This window comes from Tamlana sp. I1, from assembly GCF_015355625.1.
Classification (GTDB): domain Bacteria; phylum Bacteroidota; class Bacteroidia; order Flavobacteriales; family Flavobacteriaceae; genus Pseudotamlana.
Genome location: NZ_JACLAF010000008.1, coordinates 1 through 26346 on the forward strand (window position 1 = coordinate 1; position 26346 = coordinate 26346).

Consider the following 26346-nt stretch of genomic DNA (forward strand, 5'->3'; position numbering starts at 1 on the left):
TTAGCACCTAAAAACTCTAATGCATCAAGATTTTAATAAAAAAACAAAAAACCAAGACTGATATTTAATCAATTTTTGGTTTTTATATTTGATTATTATGTAATTAAGCTAAATTCTGAATGCGCCTTTTTAAAATGTTAAATAAAAAAATGCCCGAATAAAATTCGGGCATAAACCAATCATAATAATTCGTATTGCTACTAATAATTAAACACTCGATTGGGGACAGTCTTTTAGTTCTTTGTATAACGATAAAGACTATTTATTAAAAAAAACACTTATTGAATATATTGAGAGATCGAGTTGAATAAAAATGCTATTTAATCGCAACTTGTGTTTTACTATCGTCGGATTTAATGAATTCGAAATCAGAGGATAGTACTTGTGTAGCGAAAAAGATGAGAGCAATTAAGAGCGCGAGGCGTTTAATATTTTTCATGGTTAGCAGGTTTATGGGGTTGGTTCTGCTAACTTGGAGAAATTATATGGAAAACACAAGAAAACAAGCCGTTTATCGTTAAACGGCTGTGTTTTTATGCATTTCGTCGATGTTTTTGTTTAAACGTGCTAAGTATTGTAAGATAATACTTGTTTAGTGCTTTCCGCTTAATCGATAATTTTAAATCCTGTGTAAGGTTGTAAAATTTCAGGAATTACAATACCGTCTTTTGTTTGGTAGTTTTCTAAAATTCCAGCAAGCACTCTTGGCAGGGCTAAAGAGCTTCCGTTAAGGGTGTGTGCCAATTCGTTTTTACCATCGCTGTTTTTAAAACGCAGTTTTAAACGGTTGGCTTGGTAGGTTTCAAAATTAGAAACCGAAGATATTTCTAACCAGCGGTCCTGTGCTGTAGAAAACAACTCGAAATCGAAGGTTAAAGCAGATGTAAATCCTAAATCGCCACCACATAAACGTAAAATTCTATATGGTAATTTAAGTTCGGTTAAAATATCTTTTACATGATTTACCATACCATCTAAGGCTTCATAAGATTTGCTTGGGTGCTCAACACGAATAATTTCAACTTTATCAAATTGGTGTAACCTGTTTAAACCTCTAACATGTGCACCATAACTTCCGGCTTCACGACGGAAACATGGGGTGTAACCCGTTATGCCAATAGGCAGTTCGCTTTCGTTTAAAACCACATCTCTAAAAATGTTGGTTCCAGGAACTTCGGCCGTTGGAATTAAATATAAATTATCTTCGGTGATGTGGTACATTTGCCCTTCTTTGTCTGGCAATTGCCCTGTTCCAAAACCAGAAGCTTCGTTTACTACGTGCGGTAATTGGTATTCGGTATACCCTGCAGCCGTGTTTTTATCTAAAAAATAGGCAATTAATGCACGTTGTAACCTTGCACCTTTTCCTTTATAAACCGGAAAACCAGCACCAGCAATTTTGTTTCCTAATTCAAAATCGATAATGTCGTATTTTTTGGCTAATTCCCAATGAGGTAACGCACCTTCGTGTAAAGTTGGTATTTCGCCAGCTTTAAATATTTCTTCATTATCGTCTTCACTATTTCCTCTAGGAACCGTTTCATTAGGAACATTCGGGATTTTATAAAGCAATTCGCTTAAAGACTCTGTGGTTTTATTTAATAAATCTGATAGATCTTTTGAAGTTTCTTTCAGTAAAACGGTTTTTGCTTTTAATTCGTTGGCTTTTTCAACCTGACCAGATTTAAATAAGTTGCCTATTTCTTTTGAAAGTGAATTCGATTCGGCTAAAGTGGCATCTAACTCTGTTTGAAGACGTTTTCTATCCTCATCAAAAGTTATAACATCTTCAATCATTTGAACCGCATTAATGTTTCGCTTCGTTAAGCGTTCAACAACCAATTCTTTATTCTCTTTTATATAAGCAACTTGTAACATGTCTTGAAAATTTAAGCCACAAATTTAGGGAATTGCAAAGAATTCTAAAGGAAAGAATACACGAATTTTACTATTCGTTAACAGGCAGCAACCAAGGACTGTGTTTAAAAACAAGCCAAGGGACATTGGCTAGGTCGATATCTGGATTTATAAGCCTCTGGTAGGGTTTGCCATTAACGCTAACATGGCAATCTACAAATACTCTAATATCTTGCCCGTTAGCCTTAAATTTTTCTTTTAAGCGTTGCGAAAATTGCCAAATAACATCTGGTTTTGAGCTTGCTAGGCGCACTTGTTTTTTTGTTAAATGCGCATTCAAATCGATTAAACTCCTGCTGCCGTTTGCCTTGTTTTCAACCCAATATTTGGTTCTGGCTGTTTTGGTTCTAAGCATCATACGCCAGGAAAGGCGATGGCCTTCTTCGGTCCAAAGTACGTCGCCTTCAATAAAATGATGTCTTAAAGGCAACCCAATTTGAATGATAAAATAGATAAAAAATAAAGCCAGCCATGCGTTTTTGTACTTCGGAAGCCTAATTTCGGCATTGGTGTAATAATTTTTTTTCTTCAGAAATAGTTTTTGAATGACTTCGGAAGGAAAAAAGAACAAAGTAAAGGCTAAGGATAAATAAGGGAAAATACCTATTTGAAACACAAAAGAGTTGAATAAGTGAAATACGATTGAAGCAGCAAAGGCATATTTTCTAGTAGGTTTATACAATAATAATGGCACGATTAAACCATCAAATAAAATACCACCGTAGGCCAAAATGTAATGCACCCATTTTTGTTGAAGCAGTTCGCCAACCAGAAAATAATTAGCTTTTCCTCGCATTAAACTTTCAATAACAGAAGCGTCTAGCCAATCGGGGTAAAGTTTTGCAATTGAAGCGTAAGTGTAAACAATAAATAGTTGTAAAATAATAACCCAACGGCACCATTGCGGCATGCTGCTACTTTTTATTTCTGGATGATTTTTAGCATCGAAGGAAGCGTATTTATGGGCTGGAAGAAACACCATAATACTGCTAATTAGTATGAGCAAATAATAATGATTATTGTATGATGCTTTTTGCATTAAATAACTCGCTGTCCATAGTAATGTGAAGCAAATCATGCTAAAACGGTATTTATAGCCTACCATAATTAGTAATCCAAAAACGCCCATAAGGGAGTAATAATAGTACATCCCGTCTCCTGGAAGTGGCTGTAACCACTCGAAACCTATAAAGTTAAAGGTGAAATCGGGTTCGATAAGTGTGCGTTTTATCCAACCTGTAAAAATGGCGCCAACAGTTTCTAAAAAACATAAAGCACCAAAAAGTATTCGGAAAACAATTAATGCCGAATTATCAATTTGTTTGAAAAGCCAATTATTCAGCATGAGTTTTAGAGATATATTCTAAAGCTGTTTGTTTGTCTATGGCAAGTTGTGTTTTTAAAGCTTCAACCGATTCGAATTTTTCTTCATCACGCAAACGGTGTAAAAATTCTATTTGAATGGTTTTTCCGTAAAGGTCTTTTTCAAAATTAAAAAAGTTTACCTCTATACTTTGCTTTTTGCCATCTACCGTAGGGTTTGTACCTATATTCATCATGCCAAAAACACGCGAATCATCAATTACAGCACGAACAATATACGAGCCTTGCTTGGGTATAATTTTATAATCTTCGTCTATTTGAATGTTCGCCGTTGGAAAGTTAAGCTGTTTTCCTAAGCCTTTGCCTTTAGTAACCATGCCAGAAAACATGAAATTATAACCTAGATAGGTATTGGCTTTTTCGATGTTGCCTTCGTCTAAAGCCTTTCTAATTTTTGTAGAACTTACTGCAACATCATTAATATCTTGTGCCGATATTTCTTCAACTTCAAAACCATAAGTTTCACCAAATTGTTTTAAATCGTTAATATCTGCATTTCTATTTCTTCCAAAGCGGTGGTCGTAGCCAATAATCACTTTTTTAGCGTTTATTTTATCAACTAAAATATCTTTAACAAAATCTTCAGCAGAAATTCTAGAAAACTCCTTTGTGAATTTTTTAATCATTAAATAATCCAAACCCAAAGCATCTAAAATATCATGACGCTCTTTTAAAGTGTTGATTAATTTGATGTTAGAGTCTTTTTGAAGCACCATTCTAGGATGCGGAAAAAAGGTAAGGATTACAGATTTTAAGCCTTCTTGAATACCTGTGTTAATTAGGCGTTTTATTATTTTTTGATGTCCTATATGAACACCATCAAATGTTCCAATAGTAACTACTGCAGGTTCATCAGACTTGTAAGTTTCTATATTTTTTACTTTTCGCATTTAATGAAATAAATCTTAATACTTATAGAATTGCTATATTTGATGCTTCTAATAGCCTCTAATTGTTTATGAAAACAAAACTACATTATGTTTTAACAACGGCAATGCTTTTGTTTGTATTTTCAGCATTTTCACAAACTAATTTTTTTGTTAAAGTTAGCGACAATAGGTCTTTACAGAAAGATGCAGGTGTGAAATCTGAGCCCAAAGGGGCATTTTATCAATTTGATTATGAGGCTTTATCTAAGGCTTTAACATCAGATTTAAACAAAACGGCGACTTTAAAAGCTTCTGATGTTATTATTAGTTTTCCTAATGAAACAGGTGAATTAGAACGTTTTCAAGTTACCGAATCTTCAGTTTTACATCCCGATTTACAGGCTAAATATCCTGAAATTAAATCGTTTATAGCAAAAAGTATTGATAATCCTTCGGCACATATGCGCTTTAGTTTATCGCCATACAATGGGCTGTCGGCAGTGGTTTTAGGTATCGAAAAAGCGTTGGTTTTTCAACCGGTTAAAAATCATCCAAATCAAATATTAGTCACAAGCAAATCGGGGCTTTTAGAGAATGCTGTTTTTGAATGTGCCAGCTTGGGCGCCGATTTTAAAACACATTTAAAAGAAAATGTGCTTAAAGATGCCGATGATAGTAAACATAGAAAATACAGAATTGCTATTTCGGTAACGGGGGAATATGCCCAAGAAAACGGCGGTACTTTAGCGTCTGTAAATGGCGCAATTAATGCGACTTTAACCAATATAAATGCGGTTTTTGAAAACGATTTAAATGTATCGATGGAATTGGTGGCAACAAATAATAATGTGCTTTATTTTGATCCAAGTTCCGATCCTTATACGAGTATAGACTTATATAATAGCCAAGTGGCTCAGGTTTTAGATGCCCAAATTTTAGAAGCTAATTATGATGTTGGTCACCTTTTAGGGGGTGTCGATGATGCTAACGGTACAGGTACTGGTAATGCCGGATGTATTGGATGTGTTTGTAATAATGGTGGCTCTACGGCTAACGGAAATCATAAAGGTTCTGGTTTTTCAACAAGTGCTGTTCCGCATGGTATTAATTTCGATATCAATTTTGTAGCGCATGAAGTTGCTCATCAATTTGGGGCTACACATACTTGGACTTATGATGGAAATGAGGGCCCGAATTCACAAATGGAGCCGGGTAGTGGTACAACTATTATGGGATACGCAGGTATTACGGGGTCTTATAATGTGCAATTAAATAGCGACCCTTATTTTCATGCCATTTCAATAGCACAAATGTCCAGTTTTGTAAAAGGGACATCTTGTGCGGTTATCACAGATACAGGAAATACAACGCCCATTGTAAATGCAGGAAACGATTTAACCTTGCCTATAGGAACTGCTTTTAGACTGGAAGGTTCGGGAAGCGATGCCGATGGCGATGTGCTTACCTATTGTTGGGAGCAGTTTAATGAAGATAATGCAAATACCACCTACCCAGACCCTAATTCTACAAATTCAAATTCGGTTTTATTCAGGTCTTTTTTGCCTACGGAAAGCAGCATTAGAAGTTTTCCTAACCTATCCGATTTAAGATATGGTGTGAATAGCACCCAATGGGAAAAAGTGCCAAATGTGAGTCGTACAGCCGATTTTAGATTAACGGTAAGAGATAATAAGTTAGGAGGCGCCAATAATAGACATGATGATATGCGTGTTACTTTTGATGCGAATTATGGGCCTTTTGAAGTGACTTCGCAAAATACCGAATCGATTCGATGGATTAGTGGAACTACCGAAAAAATTACTTGGAATGTGAATAATACCAATAAACTGTCGGGTGCCGAGCAGGTTGATATTTTATTGTCTACCGATGGCGGATTAAACTATGGGACGATTCTAGCATCACATGTTACCAATAACGGTGCGTATACTATTATTGTTCCAAATGTGCCTGCACCTTATTGCCGATTGATGGTGGTAGCTTCAAATAATTATTTTTTTAGTATTAATAGTCATGATTTTTCAATTAACTATAAAGTTGAAACTACCTGTACCCAATACAGTTCTGGTTCTAATTTAGGGATTGCAATAACCGATAATGGTCAAGCTTTCACTCAAAATACCAGTATTAACGTTGGGGCATCATCAACGATTACCGATGTTAATATTGGTGTGAACATTACCCATGATTATATTGGTGATTTAGAATTTGCTGTGAATAGCCCTGAAAACACTCAAGTATTACTTAAATCGCACGTTGATTGTGGTGAAGAAGGTAATATTATTGGTGTTTATGATGATGAAGCGCCAGCTTTTAATTGTTTAAATTCGGCAACAGGTATACGATTTAGTGCTTTAGATGATGTGTTGTCTAAATTTGATGGTGAAAATGCTTCGGGAAATTGGACTCTTTATTTAGGTGATTTTGGGCTAAGCGATGTAGGGACTTTAAACTCATGGTATGTTGAAATTTGCGAAACTACCGAAACCCCTATAGATCCTGATAACCCGAATACAAACGAAAATTTGGTTGTATTCCCAAACCCGAGTTACGGCGATTTTATTCTTCAAATGTATAACCCGTCTAAAAACCCAATAAACATAAAAGTATTGGATGTTAGAAATCAGTTGATTTATGAAGATACAGAGACTGGTCTCACGAATTTGGAGCGTATTTTAGATTTAAAACAGGTGCAATCGGGTATGTATTTTTTACAGGTGACTAACGGTATTAAAACTTTTGTAACCAAGATTATTGTACGCTAAGTTTTAAGGTTGTAATTGGTATTACTTGCCGTTAAAGCTATTCATGGTATTGTTTATTCCAGCTAAGCCAAACGATTTTATTAATTCAACGCTTTTTTCTAGGCGTTCTTTAAGTTTGTCGCTTTCCTCTGGAGTCCATTCACCCAATACATAATCAACTTGTCGGCCTTGCGAAAAGGCATCGCTAATGCCAAACCTAAAACGGTTGTATTTGTTTGTGTTTAGCTGGAGCTGTGTGTCTTTTAAGCCGTTGTGGCCACCGTCACTTCCTTTGGTTTTTACACGAATGCTTCCAAAAGGTAAATTTAAATCGTCGGTAATAACTAAAAGATTTTCTAAAGGAATTTTCTCTTTAGTCAACCAATATAGAATGGCCTTTCCGCTTAAATTCATATAGGTGCTAGGCTTTAAAAGAATGAAGGTTCTGCCTTTTAATTTATAGGTTGTGATGTCGCCTAGTTTTTGAGTTTCAAAAGTTAAGTCTTCTTTATTGGCAAAGAAATCTAAAACCTTAAAGCCAATGTTATGGCGTGTGTTTTCATATTTTTCTCCAATATTTCCTAGGCCAACGATTAAATATTTTTTCATAGGATTTGTTTCTTCTATAAGGTTTTGCTTTTCAAAAAGGCGACTTAAAAACTGCCACATAAAAGGTTTGTTTTGTAAAAATAAAAAAGCATCCTGAATAAACAGGATGCTTTATATGCTAATTGAGAATAGAGTCTATTCTTGAGTTGCTTCAGCAGCAGGTGCTTCAGCTTCTGCTCCTTCTTCTTCATCTTCATCATCAAGATCAGCAACAGCTGTTCTAGATGTTCTAACTTGACAAACAACAGTGTTGTCTGTGTGTAAGAAAGTGTATTTGTCGTTTAAAAGATCTGCTACAGATACTTTATCACCAATTCTAAGTGGTGTAATATCGATTTCGATAAAATCTGGTAAGTTAGCAGGAAGTGCTTTAATACGTAATTTACGGTTGTTTCTTCTTAAAACACCACCATTTTTAACACCTCTAGAGTTACCAACAAGGTTAACAGGAATATTTAAAGCAATTTCTTTATCTTCAAATAATTGATAGAAATCGATGTGTAAAATATTATCTGTTACAGGGTGAAATTGAATGTCTTGTAATACAGCATTAAAAGTTTCACCGCTATCTAAATTAATCACAACTGTATGCGCATTAGGCGTGTATACAAGTTTAGAGAAAGCTAATTCAGGTGCAGAGAAATGCACTGGTTTATCTCCTCCGTATAATACGCAAGGAACCTGACCAGCATTACGTAAGGCTTTTGTTGCTTTTTTGCCCACGCTTTCTCTTTGAGATCCGTCGATTGTAATTGATTTCATTATTTATATATATTTAATTAATATTCTTATTTATTATCCTTTTTCTTCTCTTTTGAAAGATTTAGGATTTACATTACAAAATTAGAACTAATAGATTGGTTGTTGTGTACCTTATCCATAACCTGAGCGAATAAATCGGCACAGCTTAAAACTCTAATCTTATCACTTAAAGGTTTAACAGGAATAGAATCGGTTACTATTAATTCTTCTAATTTTGAATTGTTTAAATTATCGTAAGCAGGTCCAGATAAAATAGGGTGTGTACAAATAGCTCTTACGCTAAGTGCGCCACGCTCTATCATTAAATCGGCTGCTTTTGTTAAAGTTCCAGCGGTATCAACCATATCATCAACCAAAACAACATTTTTGCCAGTTACGTCGCCAATAAGTTCCATGTGTGAAATCACGTTGGCTTTAGCACGTTGCTTGTAGCAAATAACCACATCGCTACCTAAGGCTTTAGAATAAGCATAAGCGCGTTTAGAACCTCCCATATCTGGAGATGCAATGGTTAAGTTTGGTAAATTTAACTCCTGTAAATAAGGAAGGAATATGGTAGATGCGAATAAATGATCTACAGGTTTTTCGAAAAATCCTTGAATTTGATCGGCGTGTAAATCCATAGTGATAATACGTGTGGCGCCAGCAGCTTCAAGCATTTTAGCAACTAATTTAGCAGCAATTGGTACACGAGGTTTATCTTTTCTATCTTGTCTAGCCCAACCAAAATAAGGTAAAACAGCTGTTATGTGTCTTGCCGATGCACGTTTAGCAGCGTCGATCATTAATAACATTTCCATCAAGTTTTCAGCGCCAGGATTAGTAGAACCAATAATAAATATTCTGGTTCCACGAATAGATTCTTCGTAAGAAGGTTGAAATTCGCCGTCGCTGTAAGTAGATGTAATAACATTACCTAATTCCGCTCCATAGGCTTTGGCAATTTTTTCACCTAAAACTTTACTTTGGGTGCATGCAAAAATTTTCGCTTCTGTAATTACAATGGGCATAGTTAACTTGTTGTTTTATAGCGCCTAAACACTACCTGATTTTTAACGAGGTGCAAATTTATGGATTTATTTTAACCTAAAAAGCATATTGCTAGGTATTTTTATGTTTAATATGGAAAAAATATATATTTTTGCTGTCCATAAGCTCAAGTGGCGGAATTGGTAGACGCGTCGGATTCAAAATCCGATTCTTCGGAGTGTGGGTTCGATTCCCACCTTGAGTACAAATTTAAACCGTAATAGCCTTTTGTTATTGCGGTTTTTTTATGCCTTATTGAAAGTAATGGTATAAAATAAGATTAACCAATTTAACCTACCAAAATGAGATTTATTAAAGTTACGCTTCTGTTTTTTGCTATTTCAATGTTAACCAATTGTGCGTCTAGATATAAGGAGATCCAGTTGAATTCTATGAATTATATTTCTAAAAAGGAAACATCAAATGTTATTTTAGAGTATAAATATGATTTACTTGAAAAGAAATATGCCAAAAAAGAAATTAAAAAAGGAGTTAAGCTTATTGCTATTAGAATAACCAACAACTCCGAGAAGGATATCGTATTCGGTAGGGATGTTAAGCTAAACTATGTTAATGGTCATGAACTCTATGTTATGGAAAACGAAAAAGTTTATAAAAAACTTAAGCAAAGCCCAGCCTCTTATTTGTGGTATTTGTTATTAACACCTATTAATTTTTACACACATCAGACTAATTCTTATGGGGTTCAAGAAACTACCAGCTCTTTTCCTATTGGTCTTATTTTAGGCCCTGGACTTACTGCAGGAAACATGATTGCTGCAGGTAACGCAAATAAAAAGTTTAAAACTCAATTGTTAGATTATAATATAAACGGAACGGTTATTAAGTCTGGTGAAGTTAAAAACGGCCTGATTGGTGTTGAGGCTGATTCCTACGAGGCACTAACTTTAAGTGTGCAATAAAGAAACATTTGCTTGATTTATTAAAATGAGTAAAAAAGCCTTTGTTTTAATATGAAGGCTTTTTTTGTGTCCTTTAATCTTCAACCACGCCTTTTTCCAACTTGCCAAAACTATCGGTTGTGTGTAACCACTTATTTTTGGAAGGTATTGGGGTTTTATAAGTCTCCTCGGTGTTATCAACAACATTAGTCTCAATCTTCTCTTTTTTCATTTGTAATTTTTATTTCTTAGTTGAGTCAATGGTTTTTTTGTTAAAAATAGATTGTCAGAATTATTCCTAAAATTATAAGAGTCAAATTTTACTTTATGATTCGGCGCTTTGGCTTGTTATTTTAGATCTTATTTATCAATTCGTTTTTAAGCCAGATAAAGGCTTCTTTTTGATTGTATTTTACTCCTGTTCTTAATAAAGCTTCCATGTCTCCCATAAAACTTAGGTCTTGCTCTTTTTGTTCAATATTCATAAAAACCTCTTTTTGACTAGGCGGTCTATTTCCTGTTGAAAATGTGGTGTATTCTTTAAAACATTTAATTATCAGGTCTATATCTAATTCCATATTCAACCTAGAATAATCTAAATCAAATAAATCTCTTCCTTTACTGCGTTGAAATAATGCTCGTAATTTTGTGCCTAATAATTCATTAATGTTATACGTTCTAATTTTAGTATTTCCAGAAAACCAATCGTTTTTTACTTCAAAAGGAAAATCTACCCAATCCAAAACATTAAAATGCTCTTTACAATTAATTTCTAATTTTAAGCGTAATCTAATAGCTTCATATTCGGAAGTAAAACGATAATTTGCTTTCGCTCCGTGTCCTTTTACCTGTGTTCTTCGCGGTTCTTCAAAAAAAGTGATTACTTCTTTTAAGCGTTCCATTATTGGTTTTATTGGTCCTGGTTTAATTTGAACCAAATCAATATCTTCTGAATACCTTGGGGCAGGGTTTAAATACAACTTATGTAAAGCTGTGCCACCTCTAAAAGCTAAATTTTCTCGTAGAAAATCATCAGAAAAAATTTCTACTAAAGCTCGACTAATTACAAGGTCTTGTTCTACTTGATAAAATTGTTTCCAGGGTGCATTTTCTTGCCATTTTGCTATGTAAGGCTTCGGAATCATAAATCGCTTTCTAGTTTAATGTTTACGTCAACTTTCCAATCGTTATCTACTCCGCCTGCTTTCTGCTTTTTTTTTGGGCTCAATAACACAGGAAAATATTTAGATGTTTTCAAGTGCTGCATTATTGGCTTTAGAAGATGCTCTTCTACTTGAAGTTCTTCTAATAAAAAACCAAATCGCTGTAAAGTGCTTTTATGAGGGTACCAAGAGAGTAATTCATCAATGTCATTTTTAGTGAGTTCTTCAAATAATTCTTCAAGAATGGCTAACATTCTATTAATTCCGCCTAACTTATTTTGATGATGAATTAAATCCACAGCTGTAAGTGCTGGACTTGAAATTTTAAAAATTCCAGCATCAGATTTTTTTTCTATAATATTTTTTGATGGCCATTTTGAAGATGTAAAAAAATGTATATCATTACCTTTTTTTGTGATATCTAATACGGTAGGTTTAATAGTGACTATATATTCTCTTTGTATTTGTTGATGACTAGCTCCGTGAAATTTTGCAGCGGAATATAAACCTACATAATAGGGTCTGCCAATAAATTTAAATAGTTTATCTACATATAATTCAAGGGGTAACTTTCCAAATTTTGAATATCTTGGAGGTATAATTAGATAAAAACCTTTTCGTAAAGAAATAATCTCGCCTTTTTTAACTAGATAAGACAAGTCTGTGGTAAGTTTTGATTTCTCTTTTTTTGTAATTAAATGAAGTTCGTCCTTTGAAAATGAATACTCTTCATGGGAAAGTCGTTCTTTTATAAAATCTGACAAATACATTGTTTAGTTGTTTTACGATAAATTTAGTAAATTTTACTAAAAATCTCGCTTTTTTACTATTATAATATCGAATTAAATGGCGTGTTTTGTAAAATAATGATCAATTCTAATTTAAACTGATGCGATCATTTATTTTGAGATGTTGAATAGCGTAGGCGTTGAGTAACCTAATCTAGTCTAAAGTATTTATTGTTTTTTTGAGCTCTCTTTTTTTTGTAAAACCAAAAGCTATATATTTATTGGCTATATTAAATATAGCTTTGCTATTGATTGTCCGTTTTATATATGGAATAGTAAAGACAATCACAATACCTTAAAAGAGAATGAAACATTGGAAAATATCTGAAAGCAATTCTAATAACTTTTACCTAGTATTTAATGAAAAATCAATTTGGGAGGTAGAATTAGATGAAAACATAAATATTGATGAGGCAATAAAGACAAAGAGTTTAAATAATATAAAAAGTTTTCGTTATACAGATTTTAGTGAAATTATATTTGTAGATAATGACTCTCTAATCATTCTGAAATTTACTGATAAAGAAATAAAAGAGAAAGAAATCCTACTTAACAATAATATTTATACGGAGATTAAAAATTTTATTATTAAAAATTTGAAAGGAACTGAGGTAAAAGAATATTCTATATTGAAACAATTGTTGCCCCTTTTCTTTCCTGTTTTAATAGTTATCGGATTAACCATTTCTCTCTATCAAACAGCAGTTGATATGGCTAATGGTGTTGAAGTTTCGACTTCTGGTAGAAGAGCTCTTCTTAAATCAATATTGGTTGGAATTGCTGATGTCCTTGGACCTATAGGTTGTTTAATAATTGGAGGGTTGTTACTTGCTTTTTTCCTTTATTTAATATTTAAAGTAATTAAGCATCCAAAACAAGGGAAAATAATAAAAATCAAAAAATTTGTAGAGTTAAAAATGTAAAACTTCCCATATCAACCTTAACAACCAACCTACCAATGAATCAAAAACTAAAAACCATTAAAATTATTCACTTCGCCATTTGTGCTGGTGTAATTGCTGCTTATGTATTCTTAGGTAATCTAACCTCGTTTGAGAATTTGAATTTTCCTGTGCTAGATGCTTCTTCAATCATGTATCTTATAATACCTATCTCGGCTATTTTCTTAGGCAATTTTTTATACGCATCCCAAAAAAAGAATGTCGATAGAAAGCTGAGTCTAGAAGAAAGAATACCATTTTATCAATCTGCTACTATTATACGTTTGGCCATTCTTGAAGGTGCTGCATTTTTAATTCTATTTTTAAAACCCGAATTTATAGTATTCGGCATTCTAATCATTCTTTATATGATTTTTCTAAGACCAACAGAAAATCAGTTCAAAAAAGATTTTGAAAACACAAACCTATAGAAAAGACTTCCTATAACTACAGTTGTTTTAACTCAAATGCTTACCTGTTTGTGTTATAGATATTTGTAGTATATTACAACCTTAAAATTTGTGAAGTTTCACAAATAATTACTTCTAAATAAAAACAAAAGCATGTTAGGATTAGTATTACTGTATTGGATTGGTAAGTATTTTTATAAACTCGCTGAAGACTACAACAAAAGTAAATGGGGTTTTGCCGTTTTAGGCATTATAACTTATTATGGAGGCATCGTGCTATTTAGTTTTATAACGGGTATTGTGATGGAACTAGTTTCTCCTGGTTTAATAGAGCGTTTTAATGATACATTACTCGGATTTGCCATGCTTCCTTTTGGAATTTTAAGCTGTTATTTATTCTATAAATATTTAGAGAAAAAATGGTATAAAAATAAACCCAATGTAAATGATTTAATTGATGAAATTGGGAGTTAAAGATAATTTTATTCCATGTTTTTTGTATTTCAGAATATAAAAGGTTAACGTTTCATTGATTGAAATTTGCGGTAGGTTAAACTACGCCAAAGCCATTCTAAAGGGCCAAACTTATAATATTTTAGCCATAGCGGACTTACTATTAGTTCGAATATCCAAACGGCAAATACCACATAATATAGTTGATGGAAAGCTAACTTATCATAGTAACCAAGTCCGTAGCCAAAAAAGAAGAATGTGCAAAAAATAGTTTGCAAAATGTAGTTTGTAAATGCCATTTGTCCCACAGCTTTTAAGCTGTTTTTTAACCAAATTAGTACGTTGCCCTTAACAAATAATATTACAATGGCAGCGTGACCCATGACTATAAAAATGCGTTGAAAAGGATAAATTAAGCTATACCAATCTATTGGAGTGACTTCTAGTTCATGAACGAGTTTTTCAATGACATATTCAGTATTTATATCTCGTATGTGGTTTATGCTTACCAATAAAATACCTACACCATAGCCTATAATTGCAGTAAGACGGTAGTCTTTTTTTTGCCATTTCCCTGAGAAAAACCCCCATTGCAGCAAAGCCATTCCTAATAACATTAAGGCTATATTATCTCCTAATAGCGTTACTAAATACTTGGTTTGATCTTCAAATGCTCTTGGGCGAATTTCTTTAGCAATTTCAGTGTAACTACCTTGCATGGTTTTCACCCTTTTTTCATCGCGTTTATCATCTGGAAAATAGTCTTTTTCCATTTCCATCCATGTGTCTATTTTCTTTTGTTGCGCTTCTGTAGGTTGCTGTAAGTTACTAGCGAGTTCTGTTTTAACAGCAACATAATTAAGTCGTTTTTCTCTAAATCCCTGATAAAAAGATACAGATATAATAAATCCTAAAATAGCAACTACAGGCACACCTATGGCTTTGTATTTTGGCTTCATATTTCTTAATAAAAAAACCAACATACCAAATACGCCATAATAGTATAAAATATCGCCTCTCCATAATAATAAATGGGCATGTAAAAGGCCAAATACAGCGAGCCAAAACATTCTAATATAAAAGAGTTTCCATAAGTTTTTTTTGCCAAACGCTTTTTTTTGTGTGCAAAATAAGATAATGCCTGCGCCAAAAAGCATACAAAATAAAGCCCGCATTTTTCCTTCAAATAAAATAGTGATTATAGTCATAGTCCAAAAATCAGCACCTTGCCGCGATGTAATTATGTCTACATATTCTTGAAACCCTAATAATATTCCAAAACCCTTTATGTTCATCAGTAAAATACCTAAAACAGCAAATCCCCGTAAAACATCAAGTTCAATAATTCTATTTTTATCTCTTACAGGATGAGCAGAAGTGGCATCCTGATTTGGTTCTGTAATCGTGCTCATTTGTCTAGGTTTTTTTAGTTGGTTTTGTTGGTGTAGGTGTAACTATAAAGTTATCAATATTTTATGAATTTAAAAATACGTAGAGCCACGTATTTTTAATCGTTTTAAAATTGTAAAATATGCGGATTTTAAATCTTCTTGTTAAAAGGATTTGAACAGGAATTCATATAAAAAAGACTTACCGTAAAATCCATCAAAATCTTCGTAATTTTGAAATCTAATTATAGACTATGAAAATTCTTCATTTAGATACCAATCACGAATTATTAATCAATCAATTAAATGCTTTAGGGTTTACAAACGATGAAGATTATACCTCTTCAAAAGCAGAAATTGAAACTAAAATACACAACTACGACGGCATTATTTTAAGAAGCCGTTTTAGTATTGATAAAACCTTTATAAATGCCGCAACCAATTTAAAATTTATAGGGCGTGTTGGTGCTGGATTAGAAAATATAGATTGCGATTATGCCGAATCTAAAGGCGTGTTTTTAGTGTCGGCGCCCGAAGGCAACCGCAATGCCGTTGGTGAACATGCGCTTGGTATGCTCTTGTCCTTATTTAATAAATTGAATAAAGCCGATGCTGAAGTTAGAGCAGGGAAGTGGCTGCGTGAAGCCAATCGTGGTATTGAATTAGATGGCCGTACCGTTGGACTTATTGGTTATGGCAATATGGGGAAAGCTTTTGCCAAGAAATTACGTGGCTTTGATGTTGAGGTTTTATGCTACGATATAAAAACTGGTGTTGGAGATGCCAATGCTAGGCAGGTTTCGCTTGAAGAATTTCAAGAAAAAGTAGATGTAATTAGTTTACACACGCCACAAACGCCGTTAACTTTAAATATGATTAATGCCGAATTTATTAATCATATTAAAAAACCGTTTTGGTTAATTAATACGGCGCGCGGAAAAAGTGTGGTGACTCAAGATTTAGTTTCAGCATTGCAGTCAGGAAAAATATTAGGCGCAGGATTAGATGTTTTAGAGTATGAAAAAGCATCTTTTGAAAACTTGTTTTCTAATACTCTACCAGAAGCTTTTCAGTATTTAATTACATCAAAAAATGTATTATTAACCCCGCACATTGCTGGGTGGACCGTTGAAAGCAACGAAAAATTGGCGCAAACTATAGTCGATAAAATTAAAGCAAAATTTTGTTAACTTTATAGAAAACAAACTATTGTGCAGTATCAAGCAGAATCGCCCGAAGATTATATTAGTCAGTTACCTGAAGACAGAAAAGCACCTATTTCTAAACTTAGGGAAGTCATAAAAGAAAACCTTCCGAAGGGATTTCAAGAAGGCATACAATACGGTATGGTTGGTTATTTCGTGCCGCATAGCATTTATCCAGATGGTTACCATTGCAATCCTAAAGAGCCTTTGCCGTTTATGAGTTTTGCTTCTCAAAAAAACTCAATAAACCTTTATCATAGCGGTATTTATGCCATTCCAGAATTGTACGATTGGTTTGTTGCCGAATACCCGAAATACAGCAAACTCAAGTTAGACATGGGGAAAAGCTGTATCCGGTTTAAAAAAGTAGAAGCTATTCCGTTTGAACTTATTGCCGAATTATGCCAAAAATTAACCGTGGAAGAATGGATTGCGGTTTATGAGAAGGCCATTAAAAAGAATTAAAAAGTAATCTGTTTTCACTTCTGTGGCATTATAAAAATTTTAATTGATGAAGAAACGCGTAACAGGCATTGGTGGTCTATTTTTTAAATCGGAAGATCCAAAAGCATTAAAAGATTGGTATAAAAAGCATTTGGGATTTAATACCGATGATTATGGGTGCACTTTTTGGTGGAAGGATGAAAACGGTGAAAAGTGTTCAACACAATGGAGTCCGTTTCCCGAAAACACCAGTTATTTTGAGCCTTCAAAAAAAGACTGCATGTTTAATTATCGCGTTGAAAATCTAGAGGAGTTACTTAAAGTTTTAAAAGAAGAAGGCGTTACCATTGTTGGCGAAATGCAAACTTTTGATTATGGTAAGTTTGGATGGATTTTAGATAACGAAGGAAACAAAATAGAACTATGGGAGCCTATCGATAAGGCTTTTTTGTAACTTCGTTCCGTATTCCAAAATCAATTTATTGAATTACTCCGAACTTCTTCAAGCCTATCATCTAACCACAATACAGTGGGTGACCATCAGTTTAGCCGTTTTTTTATTAGGTCTTTCAAAATCAGGAATTAAAGGCATTGGGATTATCATCGTGGTTATTATGGCTTTTGTTTTTGGCGAAAAAGCATCAACTGGTGTTTTGCTGCCTTTATTAGTTGTTGCCGATGTATTTGCGGTTATTTATTACAACCGCCACGCCCAATGGAAATACATTGGAAAACTCTTACCATGGATGATTATTGGTGTTTTAGTTGGTGTTTGGATAGGAAACGATATTTCCGAGCTTATCTTTAAACGATTAATGGCCGTAATTATCATTGTTTCGGTAGGTATTATGTTTTACATGGAGCGCCGAAAAACGAGTCCCATACCAACTAAACCTATTTTCTCTGGAACCGCAGGTTTTTTAACAGGGTTTGCAACGATGATTGGAAATTTAGCTGGACCAATTTCAAACATTTATTTTTTAGCAATTCGCTTTCCGAAGAATGAATTTATTGGTACTGCAGCATGGTTGTTTTTTATAATCAATGTGTTTAAACTGCCTTTCCATATTTTTGTTTGGAAAACGGTAAGTGTTGAAAGTTTGGTGCTAAATTCGGTATTAGTTCCTGTAGTGATTGTTGGTTTTTTTGTGGGTGTTTATCTTGTGAAATTCATTTCAAATTTAAATTACAGACGCTTCATTTTAATAATAACGGCCATAGGAGGTATTGTTATGTTATTTAGATAAATGCGAACCTGATTTTTTTCTAAATTTACTGTTGAAAATAAATGACATCAAACTATGACCGAAGATAAAAACACGAATAACGACTTAAACAAGGCCTTCGACAGTGCCAAGGAAAAAGCTAAGGGATTTGCAGAAGAAGCTAAAGAAACGGCTTCAGAATTCGCCGAAAACGCCAAAGAAACTTTTGGCTCTAGCGATAATCAAAAAGTATTGGCAGGCATTTTAGCGCTACTTTTTGGAGCTTTTGGAGTTCATAAATTTATTTTAGGCTATAATAAAGAAGGCGGAATCCTTTTAGGAATTACGGTATTAGGAATGGTTCTTTCCTGTGTGGGCGTAGGCGCTTTGTTTGTTTGGATGCCTGGAGCCGTAGGTTTTATTGAAGGTATTATCTATTTAACAAAATCGGATGCCGATTTTTATAATACCTATCAAGTTGGGAAAAAACCTTGGTTTTAAATACTGTGAGATAATTTAATTTTTACGAAGTGCTAATATATTAAAAGAGGCTATCTGAAAAGTCAGTTATATTTGATTTGTCAGGTTGAGCTTGTCGAGTCTGATAGGGATTAGCAATCAGTTAAAGATATTTCGACAAACTTAATATGATATCAATTATACTTTTCAGGGAGCCTCTTTTTATTGTTATGTATGTAGGCTTACTCGGTACCTATTTGATTGATGTCTTCGGTGTTCGATTTTGGATTTGGTCCCCATTCATTAGTTCCCGGTTTACTATCGGTAACTAATAAAACCAATAACCAAATAGTTCCTATTAAAGGAATTAAAATGATGAAAAACATCCAGCCACTTTTTCCAACATCGTGTAAACGGCGTACCGTTACAGCTAATCCAGGTATAAATACAACTAAGCTATATAATAAGGAAATAGCACCTCCATATTCGTTTAAAGTCCCTAATAGGCTGTCTAAAATTGAGGCTATTATCGAGAAGATAACATTGAACAAAACAAACATCCAGTATTCTTTTCGTCTTGCACGCCCTTTAAAGTTTGCGTAATCTTTTAATACTTTTAAATACCAATTCATAAAAAGGTTGATTTTTGAGGTTAATATTCTCAAATATAGCTTTTTAATTTAGAATGGTAAGAAGGAAAGAGGTTGGCTATTTAATCAATAATCAATAATCAATTTCCCTCCTCTTCTTCCTTTTTAACGTCTTTAAATTTGCTTTCCAACTCTGCTTGAAATTCTTCCATAACAGGGCGAACGGTACTTTCAGGTAAATCAGCAATTTTAATATACATCAAACCATCAACCGAATTATTAAATAAAGGGTCTACATTAAAAGCTACCAAACGTGCGTTTTGCTTAATGTATTTTTTAAGGAGTACCGGTAGGCGTAAAGCACCTGGTTCTATTTCATCAATAATCCTGTCGAATTTATTCAAATCCGCTTCGGTTTCATCAAAAACAAAATCTTTATCGGCGTCTTTTAGCTTTACTTTAAATTCTTTTTTAGGACGAACATATTGCGCGATATACGGATCGTAATAATGCGATTTCATAAATTCAATCATCAAAGACTTAGAGAAATTTGAAAACTGATTGCTAATACTTACGCCTCCAATAAGGTATTTATGCTCTGGGAAACGCAGGGTGGTATGTACAATGCCTTTCCAAAGTAAAAATAAAGGCATGGGTTTTTGTTGGTATTCTTTAATAATAAAAGCACGCCCCATTTCAATAGATTGGCTCATCATTTTATGCAATTCAGGCTCAAATCGAAATAGGTCTTGAAGGTAAAAACCATCAATACCATAAGCTTTATATATTTGAGATCCCATACCCATTCTGTATGCGCCAGCAAGGATTTTGTTCTCATTATCCCAAAGAAACATGTGGTGATAATAATTATCAAAAGGATCTAAATCGATGGCTTCATTGGTGCCTTCGCCAACTTCTCGAAATGTAATTTCACGAAGTCTGCCAATTTCACGAAGTATGTGTGGTATTTTTTTAGGTTGTGCCAAAAACACTTCGTAATTCTTACTTTCTAATAGGCGCGCATCATTTTTTCTTAAGGCGTCAACTTCCTTAATCATTAAAGCCTGATCGACTGGCGTAACAATGTTTTTGGGTAGTTTATGGGTTTTTAAAGTAGACGAAAAATTATCCAACATTTTGGGTTTGTCTTCAAACGAATTTGAAAGCATATAGGTTTTACGTCTTAAAAACTCTGTAAATCCTTTTAGGGTGGTGTGTTCTTTTTGGTCGTCAACCGAAATAGGTTTACCTATACGAACCCGAATAATACGGTTTTTTTGAGTGAGTAATTCCGATGGTAATTTCGCGGTCCTAAACGTATCGCTAATTTTAGAAAGCTTATAAAATAACGGACTATTTTTAGCGTGAAAGTAAATAGGAACTACAGGAACGCCAGCTTTTTTCACCAATTTCATAGCGGCTTCTTCCCAAGGTTTATCAACTACCAATTTACCGTCGCGATAGGTAGACACTTCCCCGGCAGGGAAAATCCCTAGAGGATGTCCTTCCCGCAAATGCAGAATGGCGTTTTTAAATCCGGCAATACTAGATTTCGCATCTTTATGCCCTTCAAAAGGGTTTACAGGCATAATGTATGGCTTTAATGGCTCGATACGATGCAATAAAAAGTTGGCTATAATTTTAAAATCTTTACGCTGTTCTAGCATCAATTTAAGCAGTAAAATACCATCGATACCACCAAGCGGATGATTAGAAATGGTTACATAGGCCCCGTCTTTTGGTAAACGCTTTAAGTCTTCTTCGGGGATTTCAAATTTTATTTGAAAATCGTCTAAAACACCATCTAAAAATGGTAAATCATTTAAGTGTTTATTGCGGTTGTAAACTTTGTTGAGGGTAGATATTTTAAGCACTTTCATTAAAAGCCACCCAGCAAACGTGCCAACAAATCCATACTTGTCCAGTTGTATGGCTTTTGCAACTTCTTTAGAGGTTACTAATCCTAAATCTTGCGGTTTACTCATGGCTGTAAATGTACTAAAATGTTTATTTAGTTACTACTTGCGTGGTTACTTGGGTTAATTGTTTTAATAACACCGTTTTATCGGTTTCTATTTGCTGAATAGCTTGGGTATTGTAATGCCTAATCGTGTATAGAGACACATTTTCATGGCAAGTTACTTTAAATTTTGCTTTTAAGTGCTGTAATAATTTGTTAAGATTATTGTAAATATTATCAACGCAAACCGAAAAGCTAATGGCCGAATTTTGTATCACATTAACTTTCATTTTATACTGGTGTAGTAAGCTGAAAATTTCACTAATATTTTCTTCAACGATATATGAAAAATCCAAAGAAGATAAGGAAATAAGCACTTGGTCTTTCTTCACAATAAAACATGGAACTTTAGGCTCTAAATCGGTGTTTTTTCCAATTTGTGTTCCAGGTGCTTCCGGATTTAAAAAGGATTTTACAAACAAAGGGATTTCCTTGCGTTGCAAAGGCTGTAAGGTTTTTGGGTGAATTACAGAGGCTCCATAAAATGCCAATTCTATAGCTTCTCTATAGGATATTTTATTTAGTAATTTGGCGTTTTCAAAATAACGCGGGTCGGCGTTTAAAACCCCAGGAACATCTTTCCAAATGGTAACACTTTCCGCATTTAAACAATAGGCGTAAATGGCAGCGGTGTAATCGCTACCCTCGCGACCTAAAGTGGTGGTAAAGTTATGGGAATCGCTTCCTAGAAAACCTTGTGTAATGTTTAAAACACTGCGGTTGTAATTTTTGGTAATATTTTTTTGAGTGCTTTCCCAGTCTACATTCGCACGGCGGAAGTAGCTATCGGTTTTAATATGATCGCGCACATCTATCCAATTGTTTTTTATACCAATGCTGTGTAAATATTCGCTAACAATAGTTGTTGAAATTAATTCGCCATAACCAATAACTTGGTCGTACACAAAACTGTAATCGGGCGATTTATTTATTTTGAAGAAGGCATTAAGTTCATTAAAAAAATCGGCTACTTTTTGAAATACAGGATGCTTCTCAAAATCGAATAAATTAAGTAGTATTTCGTTATGAAACTTCTTTATATCTTGAATCGAGCTTTGTAATTCGCTTTTGTTTTCAAAATAATTTTTAACCACGATTTCTAAAGCATTGGTGGTTTTTCCCATAGCCGAAACAACGATTAACGTGTTATTATAGCCTGTTTTTTGTAAAACCGAAGCTACATTTTTTACGCTATGGGCATCTTTAACAGATGCGCCTCCAAATTTAAATATGCGCATTTTATAAGTTTGCTACGTAATTTTTAATTCCTGTTTCGTCTAGATGTACTACATCCCAATCGCGTAAAACACGCGCACCTTTTTTCTCGTAAAGCGCAATGGCAGGTTCGTTCCAATCAATCACTTCCCAATTAATGCGTTTTACGCCTAATTGGTGTCCGTATTTAATCACTTCATCTAATAGGGCGGTACCTAAACCTTTTCCGCGCATGGCTTTACTAACAATTAAATCTTCTAAGTGTATAATTTTACCTTTCCAGGTAGAATAGCGATTGTAAATTAATGCAATGCCTTCAATTTTCGAGTCCACTTCGGCAACAAAACAATGAAAGGCAGGATGTGCTCCAAAACCATCTTGTTCTAAATCTTTAACGGTTACTTCAACAGCCTCGGGTTCTTTTTCGAAAACGGCTAATTCTTCAATTAAACGATGTACCTGTGGCATATCATTTATTTTGGCATTTCTAATTGTAAAGTTCATTGTAATTGTAAATAAGTCAAATATAGTTTAAAGTTCATTATTTTCGGTGTATAACTATTACGAAAACGATGTAGTTAGTTAAAATTTGCAGATATTTGTACAAACAAACAAACTTTTACATGACTCATAAAAAACAAACTTTAGGCGAGTTTATTATTGAAAACCAATCTTCGTTTCAATATTCTTCGGGCGAGTTATCCAGTCTTCTTAATTCTATCCGATTAGCTGCCAAAGTAGTAAATCACGAAGTAAATAAAGCAGGGTTAGTAGATATTATTGGTGCTGCTGGCGATACGAATATTCAGGGTGAAGACCAGCAGAAATTAGACGTTTATGCTAATGAAAAATTTATTCAAACCTTAACCAAACGAAATATTGTTTGTGGTATTGCAAGTGAAGAAGAAGATGATTTTATTACGGTTAATAGTCAAGATGAAAATCATCAAAATAAATATGTGGTGTTGATTGATCCCTTAGATGGTTCTTCAAATATTGATGTGAATGTTTCTGTAGGGACTATTTTTTCAATCTTCAGAAGAGTTACACCTGTTGGAACACCTGTTCAAATTGAAGACTTTCTGCAAAAAGGAAGCGAACAAGTGGCTGCGGGTTATGTAGTTTATGGTACATCGACTATGTTGGTATACACCACTGGCGATGGCGTTAACGGTTTTACCTTAAACCCTGCTATCGGATCATTTTACTTATCACACCCTAATATGACGTATCCAGAAGATGGGCATATTTATTCTGTAAATGAGGGGAACTATATTCATTTTCCGCAAGGCATAAAAAATTATATCAAATATTGTCAGGAAGAAGAAGGAGATAGGCCTTACACCTCAAGGTATATAGGTTCTTTGGTGTCCGATTTTCATAGAAACATGATTAAAGGGGGTATTTATCTTTATCCGCAAAGTTCTAAAAACCCTCAGGGAAAACTGCGTTTACTTTACGAATGTAGCCCTATGGCTTTTTTAGCCGAACAAGCCAAAGGAAAGGCGAGTGATGGTTTTACAAGAACTTTAGATGTAGAGCCAACTGAATTGCACCAACGTGTACCGTTTATTTGTGGAAGTAAAAATATGGTTGAAAAAGCTGAGGAATTTATGCGACTTGCGCATTCAAAATAAATAGAATTCTTAAGTGTTATAATAACAAAAGGCGATGCAAAACAGCATCGCCTTTTTAGGTTAATTGAGTAAAAGCAATTTAGTGAGCTACATAGTAATCGTAAACTACAACTTCGCCATAGTTGTTTGAGTTCCCTGTGTAACTACCTTCTTCTTCTGCGTTACTTTGAGTATAGTTCCCTATTTTAAAGTAAGCTTCACCATAAGATTTATCCATTAAAACGGTGCTAGAGCCATCTTTTACAAGGTAAGAAGATGCGTTTCCACTAGCGTAAGCACTTTTTAAGTTGCCGTTTTCGCTATAATAGCAATAGTGTTTTCCATCCTTAACTTCAAAAATAACTTCGTGAACTGTGCCTAACGAATAGTTTGTTTTTATAGTTAAATCGTCTCTTAATTTGTTGCCGTTAAAGCTTAAGAAAAGGTGATTTCCTTCTAAACGTAATACCATAGCATCATCGATTCCGTCGTCTTTATTACCATGAATTTGTGTCGCAACTAAGTGATCTTTAACAATAGGTAAATGTGTAATGGCTTGTTTTACGTAAACCACATGAGTTCCCGATGTGGTCCAATAGATATCCGATCCACCATCTTCTTCACGTTCTCTAAGTTCAGAACGCACATAATCAGAGTTTGGAGTGGTACCATTGTTGCTTCTAATTGGAGCACGAAATACAATACCGTTTTTAGCGCTATTTACATAGAAATATTCGTTGTTGCCTTCACCACATAAGGTTTTGTCTTCAACACCATCTGGATAGGTTATTTTCCATTGATTACAGTTGCTCATTAGGTCTGAAGGAATGCTTGCATTACCTGGATTAGGTTCTCCTGGATCTGAAGGATCTGTTGGGTCTGTTGGTTCGCCTCCAGTTGAAAACACTTGAACTTCGGCTAATGAAAGTGCATTCGTGCCTTTTAATTTAATACGTACACGCGATCCTGTAACACCACCTGTGTTTATGGTTACCGATGGGTTTGGAGAATCTGCAACTGTTGTTTTATATGCTAAGTCGCCATTTTCTTTATAAACAAAAACATCAAAATTACTAAGTCTTGTTTTACAACAGCTATCGGTACGGTTCCAAATTTTTATAGAACCTATTTGGTAATCTTGACCTAATCGAACTTGCCACCATGGCTGGCTAGAGCTTTGCGTATGGGTTACACTACCGTTTGCCCAAACACCTGAAGTATTACCATCTACGGCTCTTGCAGGATCTCCGCCATGAGATACAGAAGATTGTTCAGCAGTTTTTCCTAGGGCTAAATTTTCAGATGAACTTTCGTCTACATCAACAGGCGTAATTTTTATCCAGTTAATGTTCCATCCTCCACCTGTAGCTAATAATTTTAAGGTGCTGCTTCCAGACTGAAGATCTACTGTTTTTGATGTGGTAACCCAAGTTTGATAATTTCCAGTAGCTGTTTTATTAACATTACTTAGTTTAGTTGCCCCTTGGTAAAAATCGAATTTTGAATTGTTAGTTTTTGAAGCTACACGAAATTCAAATTTATAACTTCCCGAAGCTGGTACTTCAATATCATATTCTAGGTAGTCACCAGTATCTATCCAGCCTACATTTAGTCCGCCACCACTATCAGCTGTATTTTCGGTTTTAATACCACTCATGTTGTCGTATGCTTCAGCTTGAATGGTTACTGCCGATTTTGAAGATAGTGTGGATTTTTCAAAACTAGCGTTTCCTTCACTAATTTCCTCTTGGGTTGTTTCTTCTGGATTAAGCTCTTCATTTGAACAAGCAAAAATTGCGAGTACGAGGGCTAATGCAGCCAGACTAAATAGTTTAGTTTGGCTCATTTGAAAGCTTTTGTTTTTCATTGTTAATCATGTTTTAATTTAGTTAAAAGTTTAATTTTAAACTGGTTAACTAGGTTGGTTAACCAGTTATGGTTTTCCAAACGTAAATTAAAAACATGAATTTCACAAAAAAAATGTTAATTATTTATCACATTACTAATGCTTTAGGTTGTTTTTTGTCGTTTATCGGATTTATATAAGTGAAATTTAGAGATTTTAAGATTTTATACAGCTTGTTTTTGTTGTTGTGTTTTGAAAACGAGAGGGTTATGTTGAGTTGTTAGTGTTTTAAAACGATGTTGTTCATTAAAGCATATGCTTTTCTATTCTTATAGAGCGATCTATAACTATTGAGCAGCGTATTATATTC

26 protein-coding genes and 1 tRNA gene are annotated in these 26346 nt (G+C 34.1%); 12 read left to right on the top strand and 15 right to left on the bottom strand.

Annotated features, from left to right (window positions below; translation table 11 throughout):
- Positions 1 to 606: 606 nt before the first annotated feature.
- The 3 genes from serS to H6X70_RS08270 all read right to left on the bottom strand — a co-directional run bounded on the left by serS (position 607) and on the right by H6X70_RS08270 (position 4190).
- Positions 607 to 1878 carry a serine--tRNA ligase gene (serS, locus tag H6X70_RS08260; RefSeq protein ID WP_194767210.1) on the bottom strand — a complete coding sequence of 424 codons (1272 nt, stop codon included), beginning with the start codon at positions 1876 to 1878 and terminating at the stop codon, positions 607 to 609.
- A gap of 70 nt (positions 1879 to 1948) precedes the next feature.
- A complete protein-coding gene (locus H6X70_RS08265) occupies positions 1949 to 3262 on the bottom strand; it encodes an HTTM domain-containing protein (RefSeq protein WP_194767211.1) in 1314 nt (437 codons plus the stop codon).
- Positions 3252 to 4190, bottom strand: coding sequence for a bifunctional riboflavin kinase/FAD synthetase (locus tag H6X70_RS08270; protein ID WP_194767212.1), 939 nt, complete (start codon positions 4188 to 4190; stop codon positions 3252 to 3254). Before H6X70_RS08270 ends, H6X70_RS08265 begins: the two co-directional genes overlap by 11 nt.
- A gap of 68 nt (positions 4191 to 4258) precedes the next feature.
- On the opposite strand from H6X70_RS08270, the gene H6X70_RS08275 reads away from it, so the two are divergent.
- Positions 4259 to 6952 carry a reprolysin-like metallopeptidase gene (locus H6X70_RS08275; protein WP_194767213.1) on the top strand — a complete coding sequence of 898 codons (2694 nt, stop codon included), beginning with the start codon at positions 4259 to 4261 and terminating at the stop codon, positions 6950 to 6952.
- Between the two features lie 21 nt (positions 6953 to 6973).
- On the opposite strand, the gene pth is transcribed toward H6X70_RS08275, so the two are convergent.
- From pth to H6X70_RS08290, 3 genes are all read right to left on the bottom strand, one after another.
- On the bottom strand, positions 6974 to 7600 hold the full coding sequence (gene pth / locus H6X70_RS08280) for an aminoacyl-tRNA hydrolase (RefSeq protein ID WP_194767214.1): 627 nt from the start codon (positions 7598 to 7600) through the stop codon (positions 6974 to 6976).
- 75 nt (positions 7601 to 7675) lie between these two features.
- Positions 7676 to 8302, bottom strand: coding sequence for a 50S ribosomal protein L25/general stress protein Ctc (locus H6X70_RS08285; RefSeq protein WP_194767215.1), 627 nt, complete (start codon positions 8300 to 8302; stop codon positions 7676 to 7678).
- Between the two features lie 68 nt (positions 8303 to 8370).
- Positions 8371 to 9312 (bottom strand): ribose-phosphate pyrophosphokinase, encoded by a 942-nt coding sequence (locus H6X70_RS08290; protein ID WP_194767216.1) that lies wholly within the window; start codon positions 9310 to 9312, stop codon positions 8371 to 8373.
- A gap of 144 nt (positions 9313 to 9456) precedes the next feature.
- On the opposite strand from H6X70_RS08290, the gene H6X70_RS08295 reads away from it, so the two are divergent.
- Positions 9457 to 9536, top strand: a tRNA-Leu gene (locus H6X70_RS08295).
- 97 nt (positions 9537 to 9633) lie between these two features.
- On the top strand, positions 9634 to 10254 hold the full coding sequence (locus H6X70_RS08300; protein ID WP_194767217.1) for a hypothetical protein: 621 nt from the start codon (positions 9634 to 9636) through the stop codon (positions 10252 to 10254).
- Positions 10255 to 10327: 73 nt separating this feature from the next.
- On the opposite strand, the gene H6X70_RS08305 is transcribed toward H6X70_RS08300, so the two are convergent.
- The 3 genes from H6X70_RS08305 to H6X70_RS08315 all read right to left on the bottom strand — a co-directional run bounded on the left by H6X70_RS08305 (position 10328) and on the right by H6X70_RS08315 (position 12166).
- Positions 10328 to 10465, bottom strand: a complete 138-nt coding sequence (locus H6X70_RS08305) for a hypothetical protein (RefSeq protein ID WP_194767218.1) — start codon at positions 10463 to 10465, stop codon at positions 10328 to 10330.
- Between the two features lie 121 nt (positions 10466 to 10586).
- Positions 10587 to 11378 (bottom strand): nucleotidyl transferase AbiEii/AbiGii toxin family protein, encoded by a 792-nt coding sequence (locus H6X70_RS08310; RefSeq protein ID WP_194767219.1) that lies wholly within the window; start codon positions 11376 to 11378, stop codon positions 10587 to 10589.
- The gene (locus H6X70_RS08315; protein WP_194767220.1) at positions 11375 to 12166 is read right to left on the bottom strand and encodes a type IV toxin-antitoxin system AbiEi family antitoxin; all 792 of its coding nucleotides are present in this window, start codon (positions 12164 to 12166) and stop codon (positions 11375 to 11377) included. Before H6X70_RS08315 ends, H6X70_RS08310 begins: the two co-directional genes overlap by 4 nt.
- A gap of 323 nt (positions 12167 to 12489) precedes the next feature.
- Between H6X70_RS08315 and H6X70_RS08320 the strand changes: the two genes are divergently transcribed.
- The 3 genes from H6X70_RS08320 (at position 12490) to H6X70_RS08330 (ending at position 14009) form a co-directional block, all read left to right on the top strand.
- Positions 12490 to 13107, top strand: a complete 618-nt coding sequence (locus tag H6X70_RS08320; protein ID WP_194767221.1) for a hypothetical protein — start codon at positions 12490 to 12492, stop codon at positions 13105 to 13107.
- Positions 13108 to 13142: 35 nt separating this feature from the next.
- Positions 13143 to 13556, top strand: coding sequence for an MFS transporter (locus H6X70_RS08325; protein WP_194767222.1), 414 nt, complete (start codon positions 13143 to 13145; stop codon positions 13554 to 13556).
- 132 nt (positions 13557 to 13688) lie between these two features.
- Entirely contained in the window at positions 13689 to 14009 is a 321-nt protein-coding gene (locus H6X70_RS08330; RefSeq protein ID WP_194767223.1) for a hypothetical protein, read from the top strand.
- 44 nt (positions 14010 to 14053) lie between these two features.
- On the opposite strand, the gene H6X70_RS08335 is transcribed toward H6X70_RS08330, so the two are convergent.
- Positions 14054 to 15400: a DUF418 domain-containing protein gene (locus H6X70_RS08335; RefSeq protein ID WP_194767224.1), complete on the bottom strand. Its 1347-nt coding sequence runs from the start codon at positions 15398 to 15400 to the stop codon at positions 14054 to 14056.
- Positions 15401 to 15630: 230 nt separating this feature from the next.
- Here H6X70_RS08335 and H6X70_RS08340 point away from each other — a divergent pair, with 230 nt between their 5' ends.
- Genes H6X70_RS08340 through H6X70_RS08360 form a run of 5 tightly spaced genes read left to right on the top strand, consistent with a single transcriptional unit; the run spans position 15631 to position 18731 of the window.
- Complete coding sequence (locus tag H6X70_RS08340; RefSeq protein WP_194767225.1) at positions 15631 to 16566, top strand: 2-hydroxyacid dehydrogenase; 936 nt, start codon at positions 15631 to 15633, stop codon at positions 16564 to 16566.
- Between the two features lie 21 nt (positions 16567 to 16587).
- Positions 16588 to 17046: a DUF1801 domain-containing protein gene (locus tag H6X70_RS08345; protein ID WP_194767226.1), complete on the top strand. Its 459-nt coding sequence runs from the start codon at positions 16588 to 16590 to the stop codon at positions 17044 to 17046.
- Positions 17047 to 17092: 46 nt separating this feature from the next.
- The gene (locus H6X70_RS08350; RefSeq protein WP_194767227.1) at positions 17093 to 17479 is read left to right on the top strand and encodes a VOC family protein; all 387 of its coding nucleotides are present in this window, start codon (positions 17093 to 17095) and stop codon (positions 17477 to 17479) included.
- A gap of 28 nt (positions 17480 to 17507) precedes the next feature.
- A complete protein-coding gene (locus H6X70_RS08355; protein WP_194767228.1) occupies positions 17508 to 18272 on the top strand; it encodes a sulfite exporter TauE/SafE family protein in 765 nt (254 codons plus the stop codon).
- 54 nt (positions 18273 to 18326) lie between these two features.
- On the top strand, positions 18327 to 18731 hold the full coding sequence (locus H6X70_RS08360) for an NINE protein (RefSeq protein ID WP_194767229.1): 405 nt from the start codon (positions 18327 to 18329) through the stop codon (positions 18729 to 18731).
- 200 nt (positions 18732 to 18931) lie between these two features.
- On the opposite strand, the gene H6X70_RS08365 is transcribed toward H6X70_RS08360, so the two are convergent.
- The 4 genes from H6X70_RS08365 to H6X70_RS08380 form a co-directional block, all read right to left on the bottom strand.
- Positions 18932 to 19321 carry a DUF805 domain-containing protein gene (locus H6X70_RS08365; protein ID WP_194767230.1) on the bottom strand — a complete coding sequence of 130 codons (390 nt, stop codon included), beginning with the start codon at positions 19319 to 19321 and terminating at the stop codon, positions 18932 to 18934.
- A 98-nt stretch (positions 19322 to 19419) separates the two neighbouring features.
- On the bottom strand, positions 19420 to 21264 hold the full coding sequence (locus tag H6X70_RS08370) for a GNAT family N-acyltransferase (protein ID WP_194767231.1): 1845 nt from the start codon (positions 21262 to 21264) through the stop codon (positions 19420 to 19422).
- 22 nt (positions 21265 to 21286) lie between these two features.
- Complete coding sequence (locus H6X70_RS08375; RefSeq protein ID WP_194767232.1) at positions 21287 to 22537, bottom strand: aspartate kinase; 1251 nt, start codon at positions 22535 to 22537, stop codon at positions 21287 to 21289.
- Between the two features lies 1 nt (position 22538).
- The gene (locus tag H6X70_RS08380) at positions 22539 to 23018 is read right to left on the bottom strand and encodes a GNAT family N-acetyltransferase (RefSeq protein WP_194767233.1); all 480 of its coding nucleotides are present in this window, start codon (positions 23016 to 23018) and stop codon (positions 22539 to 22541) included.
- A 119-nt stretch (positions 23019 to 23137) separates the two neighbouring features.
- Between H6X70_RS08380 and fbp the strand changes: the two genes are divergently transcribed.
- The gene (fbp, locus tag H6X70_RS08385) at positions 23138 to 24151 is read left to right on the top strand and encodes a class 1 fructose-bisphosphatase (RefSeq protein ID WP_194767234.1); all 1014 of its coding nucleotides are present in this window, start codon (positions 23138 to 23140) and stop codon (positions 24149 to 24151) included.
- A 79-nt stretch (positions 24152 to 24230) separates the two neighbouring features.
- Here fbp and H6X70_RS08390 read toward each other — a convergent pair whose 3' ends face one another.
- Complete coding sequence (locus H6X70_RS08390) at positions 24231 to 25997, bottom strand: polysaccharide lyase family 7 protein (protein WP_194767235.1); 1767 nt, start codon at positions 25995 to 25997, stop codon at positions 24231 to 24233.
- Between the last annotated feature and the right edge of the window lie 349 nt (positions 25998 to 26346).

Coding starts and splice junctions, on each gene's coding strand:
- serS (WP_194767210.1), bottom strand. CDS start 1,878: ATGTTACAAGTTGCTTATATAAAAGAGAATAAAGAATTGGTTGTTGAA.
- H6X70_RS08265 (WP_194767211.1), bottom strand. CDS start 3,262: ATGCTGAATAATTGGCTTTTCAAACAAATTGATAATTCGGCATTAATT.
- H6X70_RS08270 (WP_194767212.1), bottom strand. CDS start 4,190: ATGCGAAAAGTAAAAAATATAGAAACTTACAAGTCTGATGAACCTGCA.
- H6X70_RS08275 (WP_194767213.1), top strand. CDS start 4,259: ATGAAAACAAAACTACATTATGTTTTAACAACGGCAATGCTTTTGTTT.
- pth (WP_194767214.1), bottom strand. CDS start 7,600: ATGTGGCAGTTTTTAAGTCGCCTTTTTGAAAAGCAAAACCTTATAGAA.
- H6X70_RS08285 (WP_194767215.1), bottom strand. CDS start 8,302: ATGAAATCAATTACAATCGACGGATCTCAAAGAGAAAGCGTGGGCAAA.
- H6X70_RS08290 (WP_194767216.1), bottom strand. CDS start 9,312: ATGCCCATTGTAATTACAGAAGCGAAAATTTTTGCATGCACCCAAAGT.
- H6X70_RS08300 (WP_194767217.1), top strand. CDS start 9,634: ATGAGATTTATTAAAGTTACGCTTCTGTTTTTTGCTATTTCAATGTTA.
- H6X70_RS08305 (WP_194767218.1), bottom strand. CDS start 10,465: ATGAAAAAAGAGAAGATTGAGACTAATGTTGTTGATAACACCGAGGAG.
- H6X70_RS08310 (WP_194767219.1), bottom strand. CDS start 11,378: ATGATTCCGAAGCCTTACATAGCAAAATGGCAAGAAAATGCACCCTGG.
- H6X70_RS08315 (WP_194767220.1), bottom strand. CDS start 12,166: ATGTATTTGTCAGATTTTATAAAAGAACGACTTTCCCATGAAGAGTAT.
- H6X70_RS08320 (WP_194767221.1), top strand. CDS start 12,490: ATGAAACATTGGAAAATATCTGAAAGCAATTCTAATAACTTTTACCTA.
- H6X70_RS08325 (WP_194767222.1), top strand. CDS start 13,143: ATGAATCAAAAACTAAAAACCATTAAAATTATTCACTTCGCCATTTGT.
- H6X70_RS08330 (WP_194767223.1), top strand. CDS start 13,689: ATGTTAGGATTAGTATTACTGTATTGGATTGGTAAGTATTTTTATAAA.
- H6X70_RS08335 (WP_194767224.1), bottom strand. CDS start 15,400: ATGAGCACGATTACAGAACCAAATCAGGATGCCACTTCTGCTCATCCT.
- H6X70_RS08340 (WP_194767225.1), top strand. CDS start 15,631: ATGAAAATTCTTCATTTAGATACCAATCACGAATTATTAATCAATCAA.
- H6X70_RS08350 (WP_194767227.1), top strand. CDS start 17,093: ATGAAGAAACGCGTAACAGGCATTGGTGGTCTATTTTTTAAATCGGAA.
- H6X70_RS08360 (WP_194767229.1), top strand. CDS start 18,327: ATGACCGAAGATAAAAACACGAATAACGACTTAAACAAGGCCTTCGAC.
- H6X70_RS08365 (WP_194767230.1), bottom strand. CDS start 19,321: ATGAATTGGTATTTAAAAGTATTAAAAGATTACGCAAACTTTAAAGGG.
- H6X70_RS08370 (WP_194767231.1), bottom strand. CDS start 21,264: ATGAGTAAACCGCAAGATTTAGGATTAGTAACCTCTAAAGAAGTTGCA.
- H6X70_RS08375 (WP_194767232.1), bottom strand. CDS start 22,537: ATGCGCATATTTAAATTTGGAGGCGCATCTGTTAAAGATGCCCATAGC.
- H6X70_RS08380 (WP_194767233.1), bottom strand. CDS start 23,018: ATGAACTTTACAATTAGAAATGCCAAAATAAATGATATGCCACAGGTA.
- fbp (WP_194767234.1), top strand. CDS start 23,138: ATGACTCATAAAAAACAAACTTTAGGCGAGTTTATTATTGAAAACCAA.
- H6X70_RS08390 (WP_194767235.1), bottom strand. CDS start 25,997: ATGAAAAACAAAAGCTTTCAAATGAGCCAAACTAAACTATTTAGTCTG.